This is a genomic window from Nocardioides sp. (genome assembly GCF_964228225.1).
In the GTDB taxonomy this organism is placed as follows: domain Bacteria; phylum Actinomycetota; class Actinomycetes; order Propionibacteriales; family Nocardioidaceae; genus Nocardioides.
This window is the reverse complement of record NZ_CAXQZB010000027.1, coordinates 23062-40320: the sequence shown is the minus strand read 5'-3', so window position 1 is coordinate 40320 and position 17259 is coordinate 23062. Positions and strand designations below refer to the sequence as shown.

Genomic DNA, 17259 nt, shown 5'->3' with positions numbered 1-17259 from the left:
GCCTGAGCCCGGCCCGCGCGGGTCGCCGGTGTCGGCGCCAGGGCGTAGGTTGCCGAGCATGGTCTCCTCAGACGGCCCCGAGGGCACACCCCGCCCTGGCCTCACGCCCACCGAGCGCGCCGCCATCATCGAGGCCGAGTCGGCGCGGCTCGGCGCCGTCGTCGCCGACCTCGACCCGGCCACGCCGGTGCCGACCTGCCCGGACTGGACGGTGCGCGACCTGCTGCACCACGTGGTCCAGGTGCACGACTTCTGGGCCGCGGTCATCGGGCGCCGGCTCGACGACGCGGGCGTGGAGCGCTACCAGGAGGAGCGGGCGGCACTGCCGCAGGACGTCCCGGCGCTGCTGGACGCCCGCGAGCGGGCGACGGCCGACCTGCTCACCGCGCTGGCCGGGCGCGCGCCGGACGAGCCGGCCTGGAGCTGGTTCCCGGCCGACCAGAGCGTCGGGTTCACCTGGCGCATGCAGACCCATGAGGTCACGCTCCACCGGGTCGACGCCGAACTCGCCGCCGGACTGGCGCCCTCCTCCGGCCCCGGACTGGCTCCCGAGGCCGCCGCCGACGGCGTCGACCACGTCGCGGAGGTGATGTGGGCCTGGGCGCCGCCGGAGGTGGAGCGCCGGGTCACCGGTCGGGTCGACCTGGTGGCCACCGACACCGGGCGCCGCTGGCGGCTCGAGACGCTGCGCTGGAGCGGCGAGGCATGGGGCCAGACCTTCACCGAGCACCCCGCGGCCCGGCTGGCGGTCGACGGAGCGTCCGCACGCCCCGCCGACGTCACCCTCCTCGGTCCCGCGGCCGCCCTCGACCTGCACGTGTGGACCCGCGACTCCGGCGAGGCCGGGGCGCTGGTGTCCGAGGGCGCCGCGCACGTGCTGGCGGAGTTCCGTGCGGTGCTGGCCGACGGGATCGCCTGACCCCGGGTCACGGCGGGGCCGAAGAGGGCCGGGCAGGGGTCAGCGGGTCAGCGGGCCAGCCGGCCGCGGATCCGCTGCCAGGCCGAGGTGACCTCCACCGGACTCGTGGTGGCACGACCGGCCTCGGCCCGCTCGATCAGCAGGGAGGCGACCGCCTGGGCGAAGGCGTCCAGGACCTCCTCGGTCGGCACCCGGTCGGGGGCGACGACGTCCTCGGAGATCCGCGGGATCAGCTCGGAGAGCATGCCGTGGGTGGCGTAGCCGAGCCCCCGCATCTCCTGGTTCCAGAGCCGGGCCTGGTCGCGCAGCTGCCGGGCCAGGCGCGGCGGGCACTGCGGCCGGGCTCCCCCCTGGCCGGCGAGCAGGGTCTCGGCGAACTGGTCCTTGACGATGCGGGCGTATCCCGGCTGCGGGATCCGGCGGGCGAGGGCTGCGTTGACGTGCCGCAGGACCGCCACCTGCGCCGCGCCGAGCGCGGGGTTGGTGCGCGAGACCACCTGCGGGTCCAGGGCGGAGGCGTCGAAGCCCACCGCGGCCCCGAAGCGCTGCCACAGCACGTCGGGACCCGCGCCGGGCTGGGGCGCGACGACGACGTGGACCCGCTCGGGCGGCAGGTGGCCACCCCAGCGGCGCAGGATCCCGGCCGGGTTCTGGTGACCCCAGAAGCCGGCGTCGACCTCACCCCGCTCCAGCTGGCCCATGATGCGGCGGCTGAACTTGCGGAACGACCGGGTGCCGCCGTTCTTGACCCGCTCCTGCCACTCCGAGGTGACCTGGCGCACGAGGTCGCGGGCGGTGAGCACCAGGTGCAGCTCGACCCCCTCCAGGTGGCTCAGCGCCCGCTCGATCTGCTCGGGGGTGGCGGCGGAGAGCAGCTCGTGGCTCATCACGGTGGTGCCGCGGTGCTCGCGCGCCTGGGCGCACAGCCGGGCCCAGGTGCCGTCGATCTGGTCGGGGGCGTACCCCCAGAACTCGTGCTCCTCGCGCACCTCGATGGCGGCCAGGAACATCTCCCGCTGCCGACGTCCGGGCAGGGCGATGCCGGCCTCGGCCAACGCCGGCCGGTGGTGCCACATCGCCTGCTGGAGGAAGGTCGTGCCGCTCTTGGGACTGCCCACGTGCAGCACCACGCGCGACTGCTGCGCTGTGACCACTCACCCCTCCTCGCGCCGACCGGACCGCTGGATCCTAGCCGCCGCAGCGGCCCGCCCCGGGCCCGGGTCAGCCGCGGACGGAGTCGTCGGGTGCGGTGCCGTCGGGCGGCGTGACGACCGGCGGCGGGGTCTCGGCGTCGGTGGAGTCCTCCTCCGTCGGCGGGGTGTAGCCCTTGAGCCGCGAGAGCTGGAAGGTCACCACGACCGGCCGGTGGTCGGACCGGAAACCCTCGAGGATCTCCTGGGTGAGCGGGGTCAGCATCGCGCGCTGGTCCGACCAGACGTAGTCGATCAGGCGGGTGTCGTTGCCGCCCTTGAGCGTGTGGGTGCCGCGGCTGGGGAGTCCGAGGCGCTCCCAGTTGGCGGCCAGCCCGAGCGGCGTGAGGTGGGCGTAGGGGAAGACCGGGTCCTTGACCTGGCGGTCGAGCCGGTAGTTGACGTTGAAGTCGCCGAGCACGAACACCGAGCCACCGCCGTCCTCGCGCAGCTGGGTGATGAGCGCGGCGAGACCGGCCATGTGCTTGCTGTAGATCGCCAACCGCTTGGGCATCCGACGGTTGGCACCGCCCCCCTTGCCCTGCACCGTGGGCACCGCGTGGTTGTTCAGGACCGAGAACGACCGCCCGGTGGCGAGGTCGCGCACCGTGATCCAGTTGATGAACTTCGCGCGGATCGTCGCCGGGCCGGCTCCGGCCTGGCCGACGAAGGTGTCCTTGGTGACCTGCACGGTGCCGCTGCGCAGCAGCCGGAAGCGTCGCGCGTCGTAGAGGATCGGCGTCCCGCCGGGCACCGCCGGCGCGGGCATGTAGCCGCCGTAGTGGCAGGTCTCGCAGTCGACGAAGGTGCTGCGCACCCACGCGCGCTTGGGACCACTGGCGAACTCCTGCAGCCCGACGATCGAGGGCTGCTTCGCCATCAGCGCCCGCAGGTCGGCCTGGGCCCCCTTCACCGAGACCGCGGCGCCGGCGTTGTAGGTGATGAAGCGCAGCGGGGTGTTGTCGTAGGCCGGTGAGACGACGGGGTCGACCGCGGGCGGCGTCACGGGGTCGACGCTGGAGTCGTCGGCACGCGCCGGGGTCGTGAACGCGGTCGCCGTCAGCAGTGCGCCCAGGAAGACCGCCAGGCACGCGGCCCGGCGCCCGCTCCGAGCACGGCTCCGTCCGGCGTCCCGTCGGGGACGGGACAGGTCAGCGGGGCGGTCGTCGGACACCGGGGTCATCGCATCTCCTCCGCAGCCGGGGGCAGGGTGCCTCGGTCAGCTGCGGGAGACGAGGCGCGAGTCACAGTACTCACACCCGTCCCATCTGTCACACATCTGAGTGGAGAAATCGGCGACACGCCGAGGAAGATCGGTCAGGAGGGACGGATCCTGCGGTAAAGGGACCGTGCGATCGCCGTCGGCGCGTTCGGCTCGGCGGCGTCCAGGACCGTGCGCAGCGGCGCCCGGCGGAGCTCGCGCAGCTCGTGGGCCAGGTCGGCCTCGCGGCGCCGGGTCTCGGACAGCTCGACCAACAGGTCCGCGATCGCCGCGACGCCCTCCTCGACGATCTCGGCGTCGCCGATCTCGCGGTAGGCCTGCGGGTCGATCGCGGCCGCCACGGCCGCGTCGTCGGGCACGAGGTCGGAGAGCGAGCCCACGACGTCGACCCCGAGGTCGGCGAGCTCCTCGGCGATCCGCGTGGCGTGCTGGGCGGCGAAGCGCGCGTCCTCCTCGCGCAGGCCCAGCCGGGTGCCCGGCCGTGAGGCCAGCGAGGCGTGGGCCAGGATGTCCTTGGCGACGGCCGGGTAGGGCCCCGGGAACGGCAGCCGCTCCCCCAGCGCACCGTTCACGCGGCGCAACAGCTCGGCCTGCTCCTGCCCGAGGGAGGAGTTGGCGCGCCCCGCGGTGGTGTCGAACGCGGTCGCCGGGAGCCCGATCACCCGCGCGAAGCGGGTCCAGAGGTCGTCGCCGGGCTCGGCGTGCGCGGGGACGGTGACGACGTGGACGCGCGCGGCCGGGAGCCGGCGGCTCCAGCGACGCACGACGTCGGCGGTGTCCTGGACCTTCCAGAACCAGCTGCTGCGGTCGGCGGCCGCGCCGCGCACCTCACGCTCGACGAACTCCTCCAGGGTGAGGGTGTTGCGGTGCTTGACGTGCTCCTGCCACTCCGCGGTGACCTGGCGCAGCAGGTCGCGGGCGGTGACGACCAGGTGCACCTCGAGGTCGGTGCCGAACCAGCCCACGGCGTTGTGGGCCTGGGTCTCGGTGGCGATCGCGAAGAGCTCGTGGGAGATCAGCACGGTGCCGGTGTGCCGGCGGGTGTCGGTGACCAGGCGGTTCCACGCCCCCTCCGACTCCGGCGGGTGGGGCGCCTTGCCCGCCACGCCCCGGACGTCGAGGGTGGCCCAGAAGTGGTCGTGGAACCCGTTCATCGGCAGGTGCACGCCGTGGGCGGCGGCGACCTCGCGCTGGCCCCACAGCGTCTGCTGGATGAAGGTGGTGCCCGTCTTGGGGCTGCCGACATGCAGCATCACGCGGGGAGCGCTCATGGTGCTCACTTCCTGGTCGAGTGGCTGCGCACGACGTTCCAGTGGCGCAGGTACTGGCTGTAGATCGACTTGCCGGCGATGTTGAGGGTGATGTCGTCGCCGAGGGTCAGCGAGCCCTTGGACCAGTTCTGGGAGCCGGTGAGCACGACGTGGGCGCGGTCGTTGCCCCGGAAGGTGCCCTTGACCAGCACGTACTTGGCGTGGGTGCGGACGTCGACGAAGCCGTCCTCGTTGAGGTCGAACCGGGAGTCCCAGAGGTTGATCAGGCCGGAGTTGGCGGCTGCGCGCAGCCGACCCGCGATGATCCGCGAGGGCGCGCCGTAGATGATGTTGACCGCACAGCCCTGCCGTGCCAGCGCGAGGACCTGGTCGGCGAGGTAGCCGCCGCGGTCGCCCTGCCAGTAGAACATCGAGATGTTGATCTGGGTGCGGCCCAGCGCGCTGGTGCACTTGATCGCCTTGAGGTCGGCGAGCGTCGGGTCGTTGGCCTTCGACGCACCGCGCAGCGGGTAGACCCGCGCGGTGACGTTGGCGTCGGTGAACTCCAGCTTCTTGGCGTCGGCCCGCAGCTGGCGGGTCATGGCCCGGTGCACCTGGAGGAAGAAGTCGTAGAGCCGGGGCCGGTCCTCCACCACGAACAGGTCGTTCCAGCCGAGCACCGCGCCGCCGCGGTTGAGGTTGGAGGAGGAGAACATCGAGACGTGGTCGACCCCGTTGGTGCGGGAGAAGAGGTAGAACTTGGAGTGCATGTTGCCGCCGTCGCCGAGGTTGCGACAGCTGCCGGAGCAGCGCTTGACGTAGCTGCGGTCCTTGCCCCAGGTGACCGAGGAGTCGACCGGCTGGTCGATGCTCGCCACGGCCTGGCGGCGCGTCATGACCTGCAGCTCGGGCAGCCCGGGCAGCCCGGTCGCTCCCACCCCCGGCTTGGCCAGACCGGCCGCGCGGTTGGCGCGGCCCTCCTTCTTGGGCCGGCCGCAGCGGCCGGTGGCCGCCTTGCCGTCGGGCTTGCCGTCCTTGTTCTTGTCGGCCACGTTGTCGCCGTTGAGCGCGGAGACCAGTCGCTTCTCGGCGCGGGTGGAGATGTCGCCGTCGAGGATGACCCGCACGCCGACACCGCGGCGGCAGGCCCGGATGAGGGCGTCGACCGACTGCGCGCGGTCGAAGAGGTAGCTGGCGATCGTGATCGTCGGCTCGGGGTTCTTCTTGGTCGGGCCCGGCACGCCGTTGATGGCCTGCTCGACGCGCACCAGGATGCGGTTGTTCGCCGCGGCGTCGCCGAAGGGGCGCGGGGCGTTGAAGGTGGTGGCGGGCTGCCCGGAGGGCGTGGCGGCGCGCGCGACCGACGGCGCGCGGTCGGGTCGGGCGGCGGCACCGGTGGGTACGACCGCCGCGGCGGTGAGCATCAGGGCGAGCAACGGCAGCACCGCGACGCGACGCATGGGACCCCCAGGGAAATCAGATGACCAGGCCAAGCGCCCGAGAGCGCCCGCCAGCACTATAGGTGGCGGGGGCGACCATCCGGTGCATTGGACGCACCCGTCCGGGCCGGGGACCCTCGACCGATCGGGTGGAATCGGGCCGCCACCGCGGGCTCGGGCCGCGTGGGCACGGCCGAAGCGACCCCCGGGACCGCCGGGCCCCGGTAAGGTTCGTCACGTCGGTCGCGCGTCCCCGGACCCGCCGACGCCCGCCCCACGACGCCCCTTCCCCTGGAGCCGCTGCGAATGTCCGCCCCCGGCACGCCCGAGCACCCCGACCGGCCGCACGCGACCGGGCCGGCCGAGGACGCCGTCGACCTGCCGGACCCGACGGACCCGAGGGACCCGACGGATGCCGCGCACACCGATGGCACCGACCCCGGCACCGCCCCGGGCGGTGCGCCGGAGCCCGCGGGCCGCCGCCGCGCGACGCTGCCGCGCAGCCGCACGGCGGCCCTCGCCTCGCCGTTGGAGTCGCTGCCCCGCGGCAAGGCACTGCTCGGCCCGGTCGCGGTGGTCGCGGTCTTCGCCGCCGCCCTGACCGCCGGGTTCGTGAGCATCGACCACGACACCCGGCGCCAGGTGGCGCAGAGCACGCCCCCGACCGTGGGCAGCGTCCTGAGCGACGACCCACCCGCCTCAGCCGCGCCCGGGGAGTCGCCCGCCACCGCGGTGGGCCCGACGTCCGCCGAGGACCACGCGCAGCCGCTGGCGAAGTTCAACACCCCGAAGATGCGCACCAAGCGCGAGCGCATCGAGGCCGCCGCCGCGCTGGCCGCGATCCCGCCGGCGACGTTCCGGGCCGCGACGCTCAACGTCCTCGGCGCCTCGCACACCGCCGCGGGCGGCAACAAGCCCGCCTACCGCTCCGGCGACGACCGGATGGCGGGGGCGGTGGGGCTGCTGCGCTCCTACGACATCTCGGTGGCCGCCCTGCAGGAGTTCGAGGACAGCCAGAAGGGCGCCTTCGACCGGCTCACCGGCGACTCCTGGAGTCGCTTCGCGGCCGACTCCAAGGCGCGCGACTCGGTGGTGTGGCGCACCGACACCTGGGACTTCCGCGACGCCGGCACGGTGGCGATCCCCTACTTCCGCGGCAACCCGGCCCCGATGCCGTGGGTGCTGCTGCAGCACAAGCAGACCCAGCGCTACCTGGTCGCGATCAGCGTGCACAACCCCACCAGCAACGCCCGGCGCGGCAACAACCAGGTGCACCGCACCCGGGCCACGAACATCCAGATCGACCTCGTGCGCAGCGCCCTGCGCAACAACCCCGGGGTGCCGATCGGGGTCCTGCTCATGGGCGACTTCAACGAGAAGGCCGAGGCGTTCTGCCAGGTCACCGAGGGTGGCGACATCATCGCGGCCAACGGCGGGTCCAACTCCCCCGACACCGCCTGCGCGCCGCCGGCCGGAGCCGGGATCGACTGGATCTTCGGCGCCGGCGGGGTGAGCTTCTCCGACTACCAGCGCATCGACGGCCCGGCGATCAACTCGATCACCGACCACCCGTTCGTCGTCGCCACGACGACGCTGGACGAGTAGCCGGCCGGCACGGGCCGGCCGGGCCCGGCCGGCACGGGCCGGCGCTCAGTCCTCGACGTCGGCCTTGAGCGGGGCACCCTCGGCGAAGTGGGGACGCAGCTTGTTCTCGAACATCGACAGCGCGGAGCCGATCGCCATGTGCATGTCGAGGTACTGGTAGGTGCCCAGCCGGCCACCGAAGAGCACCTGCGGCTCGGCGGCGGCCCGCGCACGGTAGCGCTTGAGGATGGCGCGGTCCTCCGCGGTGTTGACCGGGTAGTACGGCTCGTCGCCCTCGGTGGCGAAGCGGCTGTACTCGTGCACGATCACGCTCTTGCCGGGCAGGTGGGTCTTCTCCCGCTCGGGGTGGAAGTGCTTGAACTCGATGATCCGGGTGTGCGGCACGTCCTGGTCGTTGTAGTTGACGACGCCGGTGCCCTGGAAGTCGTCGACGTCCACGACGCTCTCGACCAGGTCGACGGTGCGCCAGGACAGGCGACCCTCGGCGTGGTCGAAGTACTCGTCGACCGGGCCGGTGTAGACGATCGGGACGCGACCCAGGTACTCCTCACGGACGTCGCGGAAGTCGACGTCGAGGAGCACCTCGATGTTCGGGTGGTCGGCCATCCGCTCCAGCCAGGCGGTGTACCCGTCGACCGGCAGGCCCTCGTGGGTGTCGTTGAACCAGCGGTTGTCGAAGGTGTAGCGCACCGGCAGCCGCGTGATGATGTCGGCGGAGAGCTCGGTGGGGTCGGTCTGCCACTGCTTGGCGGTGTAGCCCTTGATGAACGCCTCGTACAGCGGGCGCCCGATGAGGCTGATCGCCTTCTCCTCCAGGTTCGTGGCCGACGCCGTGTCGATCTCGCTGGCGTGCTCGGCGATCAGCGCCCGCGCCTCGGCGGGGGTGTGGGCGCGGCCGAAGAACTGGTTGATGAGTCCCAGGTTCATCGGCAGCGAGTACACCTGGCCCTGGTACTGGCCGAAGACGCGGTGCTTGTAGTCGGTGAAGGAGGTGAACCGGTTCACGTACTCCCACACCTTCTCGTTGGAGGTGTGGAACAGGTGGGCGCCGTACTTGTGCACCTCGACGTTGGTCTCGGCGTCACGCTCGGAGTAGGCGTTGCCGCCCAGGTGGGAGCGCCGCTCGAGGATCCGGACCTTCAGGCCGAGCTCGGTGGCGCACCGCTCGGCGACGGTCAGACCGAAGAAGCCGGACCCCACGACGAGCAGGTCGGGCAGCGGGACGGCGGGGCTCGGGACGGCAGCGGGGGTCTCGGACACGGGCGCTGAGTCTACGGTGACCGGGCGCCCGCCGCCGCCCCGACCGGCCGTCCCGGAGTGTGGGATGCGGCACCGGGGCGCAGGATCGCCTACCCTGAGCGCCATGTCACGGACTGCCTCGTTGCGGACCGCGGTCGAGCGCCACTTCGGGTGGGCGTGGGCCGCGGGCATCGCCATGGCGGTGGCGACGGTCGTGCTGTCCGCGATCAACGAGCTGCCGATCAAGGACCCGGATGCGCTGATCCCCGGCTACATCCGCTTCCCGCTCATCATCCTGACCGCCATCGCCCTGGACGTCGTGCCGCGGGTGGTGTGGCGCAGCCGGCGCGCGCCCCGCGAGTTCGGGCGCCACTGGCGCGCGGTGCTCGACGAGCGCTGGCGCCTGCAGCACTGGCTCTTCGCCGTCGGCGGGCTCTCGGCGTGGTACCTGTGCTACACCGCGTTCCGCAACCTGAAGTCGATGGTGCCCTACGTCAACAGCGCCGTCTGGGACGACGAGTTCGCCCGGATCGACCGGGTGCTGTGGTTCGACCACGACCCCTCGCAGGTCATGCACGACCTGTTCGGCACCGGCATCGCCGCGCACTTCTTCTCCGCGGTCTACTTCATCTGGATCGCGCTGGTGCCGGTGAGCATCGCCATCGCCCTGGTGTTCAGCCGCCGCACGCAGGCCGGCTCCTGGTTCGTCACCGCGGTGGCCTTCGACTGGGCGCTCGGTGCGCTCTTCTACCTCCTGCTTCCGACCCTGGGGCCGGTCTACCACGAGGGTCAGCGCCAGCTGTTCACCGCGCTGCCGGAGACCTACAACACCCTGCTGGCCAACCAGCTGTGGGACGACCGCGTCGCGATGCTCGCCGACCGCGACGCCGGCCTGCAGACGATCGCGGCCTTCCCCTCGCTGCACGTCGGGATCATGATGACGATCTGCGTGTTCCTGGAGTACGTCAGGGCACGACGGTGGGTACGGGTCACGTCGTGGGTGTTCTTCGTGCTCACCGTCATCGCCACGATGTACCTGGGCTGGCACTTCTTCGTCGACGTCCTCGGCGGCATGGCACTGGGCTCGTTCACGGTGTGGGCCGCGGCGATGGCCACCGGCAACCGGTTCGGCCTGGTGCCCCGACTGGCCGACGAGCCCGAGGAGACACCGGCACGCGAGCAGCAGGCCGCCGTCTGCGACTGACGCCGGCTACGACAGGTCCGCGACGACGGCGCCGGGCCGCGCGGCGGGGGTGAGCTCCCGCAGCGCGGCGGAGTCGCGCAGCGCCCGCACGACGTTGCGCGCCTCGGCCCGCCCGCCGCGCAGCGGGGCGAGCAGCAGCACGGCCAGGGTGATCAGCCACGGCTTGAGCCGCACCAGCACGTTCTCGCCGTAGCGGCGGTGCACCACGAACAGGTTGCGGTACATGTAGTACCCCTTCCAGCCCGCGAGGTCGTGCTGCTGGTCGAAGTCGAGCTGGCGCACCAGCACGGCGTCGCGCACCGCCCGGATGCGGTATCCCGCGCGCCGGGCGCGCAGGGCGTAGTCGACGTCGTCGTAGAAGATGAAGAAGGCCGGGTCGGGCAGCCCGATCCGGGCCACGACGTCGCGGTGCACCAGGAAGCCCTCGAAGGCGACGTTCTCGACCGGGGTGAGCGGGGCGAGCGCGGCCCGGGAGCCGGCGTCCTCGACCATGCCGGTCTTGGGCTTGATCACCCAGGGCCGCCGCAGGTCGAACCGGGTGGCGGCCTTCTCCACCAGCGCCCCGGTGAGGTCCTCGCGCACCGAGATCAGGCACGGCTCGTCGTGGGCCAGCAGCTGGGCCAGGCAGTCCGGGGCCGGCACGACGTCGTCGTCGATGAGCCAGATCCGTGCGGCACCGGCCGCCATCGCCTCCGCCACGCCGCGGTGGAAGCCGCCCGCTCCCCCGAGGTTGGCCTGGGTGATCGTGCGCAGACCGGCCAGCGGATGGCGGTCCAGCAGCGCGGGCGTGGCGTCGGTGCTGCCGTTGTCGACGACGAGCACGAGGTCGGCGGGGCGGGTCTGGGCGGCGAGGCCGTCGAGCACCCGCTCCAGCAGCTCGACCCGGTTGTAGGTCACGACGACGACCGCGACGCCGGTCCCCGCGCTCACCGCAGGTACCGCCGATGGCCGGTGAAGTCGCCGCGCAGGCCCGCGAGCGCGGCCCGGGCGCTCATCGCGACCCGGCCCGGCTGCGGGCGCGTGACCAGGTAGAACCACACGGTCTTGAACCAGAACATGAGCACGAACGGCCAGCCCCGGTAGGTCCGCAGGTTGACGGTGTTGTTGCGGGCCATGCAGTAGTGCTTGAGCTCGCTGGGGGTGTGGTTGTAGGTGGTGCGGCCCCGCAGCATGGGGGTGCCGAGGTCGTCGGTGGCGGGGTGCGCGAAGCGGGCGTCGACCACGGTCGCGATCCGGGCCCCGGCCCGCTCGGCGCGCCACAGGTACTCGACGTCGTCGCCCCAGATGAAGAACTCCGCGCGCGGCACCCCGATGCGCTCCACGAGGTCGCGGGTGACGAGCACGCCGTTGAAGGGGATCACGACGCCGCGCACCAGGCCGTCGTCGGCCGCGGCCTCGACCTCGTGCATGCCGTGCACCACGCGGGTCCCACCCGGCAGGCGGATGGGGAAGCAGAGTCGGTCGGGGTCCCCCTCCGCGACGACCGCCGGGCCCCAGAGGTCGAGCTCGCCGCGGCGCTCCAGCAGGCGGGGCAGGCAGCCGGGCGCCGGGACGCCGTCGTCGTCCATCAGCCACACCAGGTCGGCCCCGAGGTCGCAGGCGCGCGCCAGGCCGGCGGCGAAGCCGCCCGCACCCCCGGTGTTCACGCTGAGGCGGTGTCCCTCGATCACCGGCCCCGGACCGCCGACCGCCGCCTCCAGCCAGGCGCCGGTGCCGTCGGTGGAGGCGTTGTCGACCACGAGGATCCGGCTCAGCTCGGGCACCTCGCGCAGGGCGGCGACCAGCCGCTGCAGGAGCGGCAGCCGGTTGTAGGTCACCACCACTGCCACCACGTCCACGCGCACACCCTACGGTTGGAGGGTGGAGACCGACGCCATCACCACCCTGCTCCGAGACGTCGCCGCCGCGGTGATCACCCCCCGCTTCCGTGCCCTGGCGCAGGCCGAGGTGATGGAGAAGAACCCCGGCGACCTCGTGACCGTGGCCGACCGGGAGGCCGAGGTGCTCATCACCGACGCGCTGCGGGCGGCCTACCCCGACACCGTGGTGCTCGGCGAGGAGGCCAGCGCGGCCGATCCCGCGGTGCTCACGCGCTACGCCGGCGCGTCCCACTCCTTCACCGTGGACCCGGTCGACGGGACCCGCAACTTCGTGCACGGCTCCCCCGACCACGCCGTGATGGCGGCCGAGCTGCGCGAGGGTGCCGTGACGCGCTCGTGGATCTGGCAGCCGCAGCACGAGACGCTCTTCGTCGCCGAGCGCGGCGCCGGGGTGCGCCGCGACGGCGTCGCCCTCGCACCGGCGGTCCCCCACGACGGCGTCCCGCGCGGCGCGACCTCACGACGCTCCTGGGTGGGACGGGCGTTCCCGGGCCTCGACCCGCTCGCCCTGACCTGGGTGTGCTGCGGTGTGGACTACCCCCAGCTGCTCACCGGCGGGATCGACTACCTGCTCTACAGCGGCAGCCGGCCCTGGGACCACGCGCCGGGCCTGCTCATGCTCACCGAGCTCGGCGGGGCGGTGGTCACCCTCGACGGCGCCCCGTACGACCCCCGGGCGATCGACAGCGCGCCGCTGGTCGCCGCCCGCGACGCCGACCTGGCCGACCGCGTCGCGCGCATCGTGAGCGCGGAGATCGCCAGGTCCTGACACCTGCTCCCGGCAGGCGTCCCGGAGGCCCGTTCGTCGAGGAGGCGCCCTACCGCCGTCACGAGACGCCGTGGGTCGGGTGCACACGTCTCGAGACACTCGCTGCGCTCCTCGACGACCGAACCCGACGCTCGTCGAGGAGGCGCCCCAGCGCCGTCACGAGACGCCGTGAGCCGAGCGCCGGCGCTCAGCAGGCGCTGGCGAGGTCCTCGGCCTGGTTGGCGGCGTAGCCCTCGGACAGCGACCCCACCGAGCCGCCGGTCACCGGGGCGTCCGGCTTCGGGCCCGTGCGCTTGCGGGGCGCCGGGGCCTGGCCCTCGGCCTTGTCGATGGCCGCCGCGACGGTGCTGCGGATCTTGTCGATGTCGGGGTCGGAGGTGTTCACCAGCGGCGGCACGAGCGAGACGGTGGCGATCTTCTGGCTGCGGGCCTTGAGCGCCAGGCTGAGGAAGGTGTCGACCTCCGAGGCGGGCAGGTCGGTGGACACCATGTCGGAGGACGCCTGGGCGATGGCGGAGAAGTTGGCCAGCGCCTTCTGGGGGCTGACCTGCTCCAGCAGCGCGTTCATCACGCACTTCTGGCGCGCCATGCGGGAGTAGTCGTCCGAGCCCTCGCGCGCCCGGGCGAACCACAGCGTCTCGAAGCCGGTGAGCTTGCGGGTGCCGGGCTCGAGGTAGCCGGTGACGTCGTCGCCGAGCCCGCCGACCGGGATCCGGTCGCGGACGGTGAGGGTGACCCCGCCCACGGCGTTGACCAGGTCCTTGAACCCCTCGAGGTTGACCATCGCCCAGTAGTTGATGCGCAGGCCCGTGATGCCCTCGATCGCCGAGATCGTGGCGTCCACGCCGGGGTGCTCGCTGCCCTTGAACAACCGGGTGTGGTCCTCGGCCCAGGTGCTGACGCCGTTGAGCATGCAGTAGTCCGCGCCGCAGTCGGTGAAGCCCTTCGGGAACTGCTCCGCCATCGGCGTGCCCTCGCGGAAGGGGAAGTCCTGCAGGTTGCGCGGGAGGCCGATCAGGACCGTGCGTCCGGTCTCGGCGTCGACCGAGGCCACGGTCATCGAGTCCGGCCGCAGCCCCCAGCGGCCCGCCCCGGAGTCGCCGCCGAGCAGGAGCACGTTGAAGCGGCCGTCGTGCGCGGCCGTGGCCCGACCGTCCCCGAACGTGGTGAGGATGAACTGGCGCTGCACGTCGACCAGGTGGCTGCCGAACAGGAGCACGCCGGTGGTGACCAGGCAGAGCACGCCGTTGATCCCGACGGCGGCGCGGCGCTGGGACAGGCCGTAGCTGAGGGGCTGGCCGATCCGCCAGGCGTCCACCAGCAGCGCCCCCCAGGCGATCGCGACCAGCGCCAGCGTCCAGCGCAGCACGAACAGCAGCCGGGTGTCGGTGGCCCAGGTCAGCCCCCACGAGGGGTGCACCACCAGCACGACGAGCGCCACCAGGCCGGTGCCGAGCAGGCCGAACCAGATCCGCAGGGCGAGCCGGCCGACGTCGCGGTTGCCGGCCACGAGCTGGGCGCTGCCCGGGAGCACCAGGGTGATCGCCATCAGCGCCAGCGCGCGCCGGAAGCGGACCTCGGCCGCCCGCTGGGCGCTGGCGGTGATCACCGACGACGTCGCCGCCGTCGGGCGCACGGACCGGGGCGGGACCGAGGACGGGATGGTCATGTGGTGGGACTCTCTGCTGCGGGGGTGCGACCGGGGAAGGACAGCCCCGTCAGTATCACCAGTCACGCTGGCCACAGCAGCCACAACACGCCGCCGGCCGCGGACTGGCCGACGCGTCGGTGCTCAGTGGCCGCGGCTGGAGGCGATCTCCGCCTTGCGGGCCAACCGGTGGGCGCGCCGGATCTCGGCCTCGCGCCAGCGCCGGTGGTCCTCCGGCGTCTCGAGCACCAGCGGCGGCACGGCCCGCGGAGCACCGTCGGCGTCCACGGCCACGAACACGAAGTAGGCCGAGGCGACGTGCACCGCCGCCTCGTCGCGCGGGTCGTTCCACGGCTGGGCCTCGACCCGGACCCCGATCTCCATCGAGGTGCGACCGGCCCAGTTGACCTGGCCGTAGGTGCGCACGATGTCCCCGACGTGCACCGGCGCCAGGAAGGCCATGTCGTCCAGGGCGGCGGTCACGGCCGGACCACCGCAGTGGCGCTGGCCCACCGCACCGGCGGTGGTGTCGGCGAGCTTCACGATCTCGCCGCCGTGGATGTTGCCCAGCAGGTTCGCCTCGACGCTCCGCATCAGATAGGCCAGCGACACCCGGGCGAAGGAGGAGGGCAGGGCGCTCGCCGGGGTGCCGGCCCCGGGCGGCCCCGCAGGGCGGACGTCGTCGGTGGTCATGCCTCCCGACGCTAGTGCCACCCGGTAGCGTTCCGCGCGTGAGCGACCAGCGTGGAGGGCCGGGCGGCCCCGAGGGCCCCGACGGCCCGGGCTTCGGCTGGCTCTACGGCAGCGGCCCCGAGGACGCACCGGGCGGCCGGGGCGGCGTGCCCCTGGGCAAGAACCCGCCCCCGCCCGATCCCACCCGCGCGATCCCGGTGACGCCGCCGCCCCCCGACGCCACGCGCGTGGTGCCGACCGGACCCGCGGCACCGCCGCCGCCCGGGCCCGGCACCCCCTCCTCCCCCGCCGGGCCCCCGCCGCCCGGGCGACGTCGCCACCCCGTGGCGGGGTTCCTGGCGCGCCGGGTGCGGCGCCCGCGGTTCTGGATCCGCACCGTCCTGCTGCTCCTCGTGCTCTGGCTGGTGTTCACGATCGCCACCCCGTTCCTGGTGTGGCGCACCTCCGAACAGATCGCGTTCGCCCCCGGCGGCGACCGCCCCGCGGAGCAGGACGGCACCACCTACCTGCTCGTGGGCAACGACTCCCGCAAGGGCCTCACCGCCGAGGAGCGCCGGAAGTACAGCACCGGCAACCCCAGCAGCGAGCTCACCGACACGATGATGCTCATGCACACCGGCTCCGGCCCCAACGTGCTGGTCTCCATCCCCCGCGACACCATCGTCGACATGCCCGGCTACGGGTTGTCGAAGATCAACTCCGCCTACGCCCGCGGCGGCCCGAAGCTGCTGGTCAAGATCATCGAGCGCGAGACCGGCATCCGGATCGACCAGCTGGTCGAGATCGGCCTGGGCGGGGTGGCCGACGTCGTCGACGCCGTCGGGGGGATCGAGGTGTGCCCGATCGAGCGCATCAAGGACCCCCTCGCCGGGCTGAACATCCGCAAGGGCTGCCAGGACATCGACGGCGAGACCGCGCTGGCCTACTCCCGCTCGCGCAAGCAGTCCACCTACGGCGACCTCGAGCGGGTGCGCCGGCAGCGCGAGGTGGTCTCCGCGATCGGCGACGCCGTGCTGTCGCCGTGGACCGTGCTCAACCCGTGGCGCTGGTGGCACCTGAACAAGGCGGTGCCGTCCTTCTTCCGCTTCGGCAAGGGCATGTCCACCACCGACGCCGCGTTCTGGGCCTACGGCATGACGCGGGTGGAGCTGACCTGCACCGTGCCGGTCACCGACCTCTCGGCCGAGACCTGGGACCGCGACCTCGCCGACCCGCTGTTCCAGGCGATCGCCGACGACGACACCGACGCCATCACGAAGGCCCAATGCACCCCGAACGGCATCCCGAGGAGCTGACCACCGCATGACCGGCACAACGAGCACGTACGAGACCCTGACCTTCACCGTCGACGACGACGGCGTCGGCCTGCTGACGCTCCACCGCCCCGACGCGCTCAACGCCTTCGACCTGGTGATGGCCCGCGAGCTGCTGGACTTCTTCACCGGCCCGGCGCTGGAGGACGACGTGCGCGCGATCGTCGTCACCGGCTCGGGCCGGGCGTTCTGCGCGGGCATGGACCTCTCGGCGCAGGGCAACGTGTTCGGCCTGGACGAGACGCTCGACCCGACGCCGGAGTCGATCCGCGAGCGGTTCGACGACCCCGCCTACGCCGACGGCCTGCGCGACACCGGCGGCCGGGTGACCCTGGCCATCCACGAGCTCCCCAAGCCGGTCATCGCCGCCATCAACGGCCCGGCCGTCGGCATCGGCGCCACCATGACGCTGGCGATGGACATCCGGATGGCCTCGACCCGGGCCCGGATCGGGTTCGTGTTCGGCCGGCTCGGGATCGTGCCGGAGGCGGCGTCGTCGTGGTTCCTGCCCCGCCTGGTCGGGCTGCAGCAGGCCCTGGAGTGGGTCTACTCCGCCGAGATCCTCGACGCCGAGGCCGCCCATGCCGGTCGGCTGGTGCGCTCGGTGCACGAGCCCGAGCAGCTGGTGGAGGACGCCCTGGCCCTGGCCCGCTCGTTCGTGAAGGACCGCTCGCCCCAGGCCCTGGCCTTCGCCCGGCAGCTGATGTACCGCAACGCCGCCGCCGCGCACCCGATGGAGGCGCACCTGTCGGACTCCCTCGCGATGTGGCACGCCTCGGTCGGCGACGGCAAGGAGGGCGTGGCGGCGTTCCTGGAGAAGCGGACCCCGCAGTTCACCTCGCGGGCCTCGCAGACCCCGCGGATCTTCCCCGGCTGAGCGCACCCGAG

At 73.0% G+C, this 17259-nt stretch carries 15 protein-coding genes; 6 read left to right on the top strand and 9 right to left on the bottom strand.

Going from position 1 to position 17259, the window contains the following annotated elements; translation table 11 throughout:
* Nucleotides 1-58: 58 nt before the first annotated feature.
* A complete protein-coding gene (locus ACERUJ_RS06920) occupies nucleotides 59-919 on the top strand; it encodes a maleylpyruvate isomerase family mycothiol-dependent enzyme (protein WP_370247751.1) in 861 nt (286 codons plus the stop codon).
* A gap of 47 nt (nucleotides 920-966) precedes the next feature.
* Here ACERUJ_RS06920 and ACERUJ_RS06915 read toward each other — a convergent pair whose 3' ends face one another.
* From ACERUJ_RS06915 to ACERUJ_RS06900, 4 genes are all read right to left on the bottom strand, one after another.
* Nucleotides 967-2073: a hypothetical protein gene (locus ACERUJ_RS06915; protein WP_370247750.1), complete on the bottom strand. Its 1107-nt coding sequence runs from the start codon at nucleotides 2071-2073 to the stop codon at nucleotides 967-969.
* Nucleotides 2074-2140: 67 nt separating this feature from the next.
* Entirely contained in the window at nucleotides 2141-3292 is a 1152-nt protein-coding gene (locus ACERUJ_RS06910) for a hypothetical protein (RefSeq protein WP_370247749.1), read from the bottom strand.
* A gap of 134 nt (nucleotides 3293-3426) precedes the next feature.
* A complete protein-coding gene (locus tag ACERUJ_RS06905; protein ID WP_370247748.1) occupies nucleotides 3427-4602 on the bottom strand; it encodes a hypothetical protein in 1176 nt (391 codons plus the stop codon).
* Between the two features lie 5 nt (nucleotides 4603-4607).
* Nucleotides 4608-6041 (bottom strand): phosphatidylserine/phosphatidylglycerophosphate/cardiolipin synthase family protein, encoded by a 1434-nt coding sequence (locus ACERUJ_RS06900; RefSeq protein ID WP_370247747.1) that lies wholly within the window; start codon nucleotides 6039-6041, stop codon nucleotides 4608-4610.
* A gap of 285 nt (nucleotides 6042-6326) precedes the next feature.
* Between ACERUJ_RS06900 and ACERUJ_RS06895 the strand changes: the two genes are divergently transcribed.
* Nucleotides 6327-7625: an endonuclease/exonuclease/phosphatase family protein gene (locus ACERUJ_RS06895; RefSeq protein WP_370247746.1), complete on the top strand. Its 1299-nt coding sequence runs from the start codon at nucleotides 6327-6329 to the stop codon at nucleotides 7623-7625.
* Between the two features lie 45 nt (nucleotides 7626-7670).
* Here ACERUJ_RS06895 and glf read toward each other — a convergent pair whose 3' ends face one another.
* Nucleotides 7671-8885 (bottom strand): UDP-galactopyranose mutase, encoded by a 1215-nt coding sequence (glf, locus tag ACERUJ_RS06890; RefSeq protein ID WP_370247745.1) that lies wholly within the window; start codon nucleotides 8883-8885, stop codon nucleotides 7671-7673.
* Nucleotides 8886-8988: 103 nt separating this feature from the next.
* On the opposite strand from glf, the gene ACERUJ_RS06885 reads away from it, so the two are divergent.
* The gene (locus ACERUJ_RS06885; protein ID WP_370247744.1) at nucleotides 8989-10068 is read left to right on the top strand and encodes a phosphatase PAP2 family protein; all 1080 of its coding nucleotides are present in this window, start codon (nucleotides 8989-8991) and stop codon (nucleotides 10066-10068) included.
* Nucleotides 10069-10074: 6 nt separating this feature from the next.
* Here ACERUJ_RS06885 and ACERUJ_RS06880 read toward each other — a convergent pair whose 3' ends face one another.
* Both ACERUJ_RS06880 and ACERUJ_RS06875 read right to left on the bottom strand, forming a co-directional pair.
* Nucleotides 10075-10998 (bottom strand): glycosyltransferase, encoded by a 924-nt coding sequence (locus ACERUJ_RS06880; RefSeq protein WP_370247743.1) that lies wholly within the window; start codon nucleotides 10996-10998, stop codon nucleotides 10075-10077.
* Nucleotides 10995-11906, bottom strand: a complete 912-nt coding sequence (locus tag ACERUJ_RS06875) for a glycosyltransferase (RefSeq protein WP_370247742.1) — start codon at nucleotides 11904-11906, stop codon at nucleotides 10995-10997. The genes ACERUJ_RS06880 and ACERUJ_RS06875 overlap by 4 nt, the downstream gene beginning before the upstream one ends.
* A gap of 22 nt (nucleotides 11907-11928) precedes the next feature.
* Here ACERUJ_RS06875 and ACERUJ_RS06870 point away from each other — a divergent pair, with 22 nt between their 5' ends.
* The gene (locus ACERUJ_RS06870) at nucleotides 11929-12717 is read left to right on the top strand and encodes an inositol monophosphatase (protein WP_370247741.1); all 789 of its coding nucleotides are present in this window, start codon (nucleotides 11929-11931) and stop codon (nucleotides 12715-12717) included.
* A gap of 187 nt (nucleotides 12718-12904) precedes the next feature.
* On the opposite strand, the gene ACERUJ_RS06865 is transcribed toward ACERUJ_RS06870, so the two are convergent.
* Nucleotides 12905-14386 (bottom strand): LCP family protein, encoded by a 1482-nt coding sequence (locus ACERUJ_RS06865; RefSeq protein ID WP_370247740.1) that lies wholly within the window; start codon nucleotides 14384-14386, stop codon nucleotides 12905-12907.
* Nucleotides 14387-14509: 123 nt separating this feature from the next.
* Entirely contained in the window at nucleotides 14510-15058 is a 549-nt protein-coding gene (locus tag ACERUJ_RS06860) for an acyl-CoA thioesterase (protein ID WP_370247739.1), read from the bottom strand.
* 38 nt (nucleotides 15059-15096) lie between these two features.
* On the opposite strand from ACERUJ_RS06860, the gene ACERUJ_RS06855 reads away from it, so the two are divergent.
* Both ACERUJ_RS06855 and ACERUJ_RS06850 read left to right on the top strand, forming a co-directional pair.
* Nucleotides 15097-16353: an LCP family protein gene (locus ACERUJ_RS06855; RefSeq protein WP_370247738.1), complete on the top strand. Its 1257-nt coding sequence runs from the start codon at nucleotides 15097-15099 to the stop codon at nucleotides 16351-16353.
* A gap of 7 nt (nucleotides 16354-16360) precedes the next feature.
* Complete coding sequence (locus tag ACERUJ_RS06850; RefSeq protein ID WP_370247737.1) at nucleotides 16361-17248, top strand: crotonase/enoyl-CoA hydratase family protein; 888 nt, start codon at nucleotides 16361-16363, stop codon at nucleotides 17246-17248.
* Nucleotides 17249-17259 lie beyond the last annotated feature (11 nt).

Excerpts from the sequence above, each read along its gene's own strand:
- ACERUJ_RS06910 (WP_370247749.1), bottom strand. The coding sequence starts at position 3,292 with ATGACCCCGGTGTCCGACGACCGCCCCGCTGACCTGTCCCGTCCCCGA.
- ACERUJ_RS06885 (WP_370247744.1), top strand. The coding sequence starts at position 8,989 with ATGTCACGGACTGCCTCGTTGCGGACCGCGGTCGAGCGCCACTTCGGG.
- ACERUJ_RS06920 (WP_370247751.1), top strand. The coding sequence starts at position 59 with ATGGTCTCCTCAGACGGCCCCGAGGGCACACCCCGCCCTGGCCTCACG.
- ACERUJ_RS06900 (WP_370247747.1), bottom strand. The coding sequence starts at position 6,041 with ATGCGTCGCGTCGCGGTGCTGCCGTTGCTCGCCCTGATGCTCACCGCC.
- ACERUJ_RS06895 (WP_370247746.1), top strand. The coding sequence starts at position 6,327 with ATGTCCGCCCCCGGCACGCCCGAGCACCCCGACCGGCCGCACGCGACC.
- ACERUJ_RS06865 (WP_370247740.1), bottom strand. The coding sequence starts at position 14,386 with ATGACCATCCCGTCCTCGGTCCCGCCCCGGTCCGTGCGCCCGACGGCG.
- ACERUJ_RS06850 (WP_370247737.1), top strand. The coding sequence starts at position 16,361 with ATGACCGGCACAACGAGCACGTACGAGACCCTGACCTTCACCGTCGAC.
- ACERUJ_RS06905 (WP_370247748.1), bottom strand. The coding sequence starts at position 4,602 with ATGAGCGCTCCCCGCGTGATGCTGCATGTCGGCAGCCCCAAGACGGGC.
- ACERUJ_RS06860 (WP_370247739.1), bottom strand. The coding sequence starts at position 15,058 with ATGACCACCGACGACGTCCGCCCTGCGGGGCCGCCCGGGGCCGGCACC.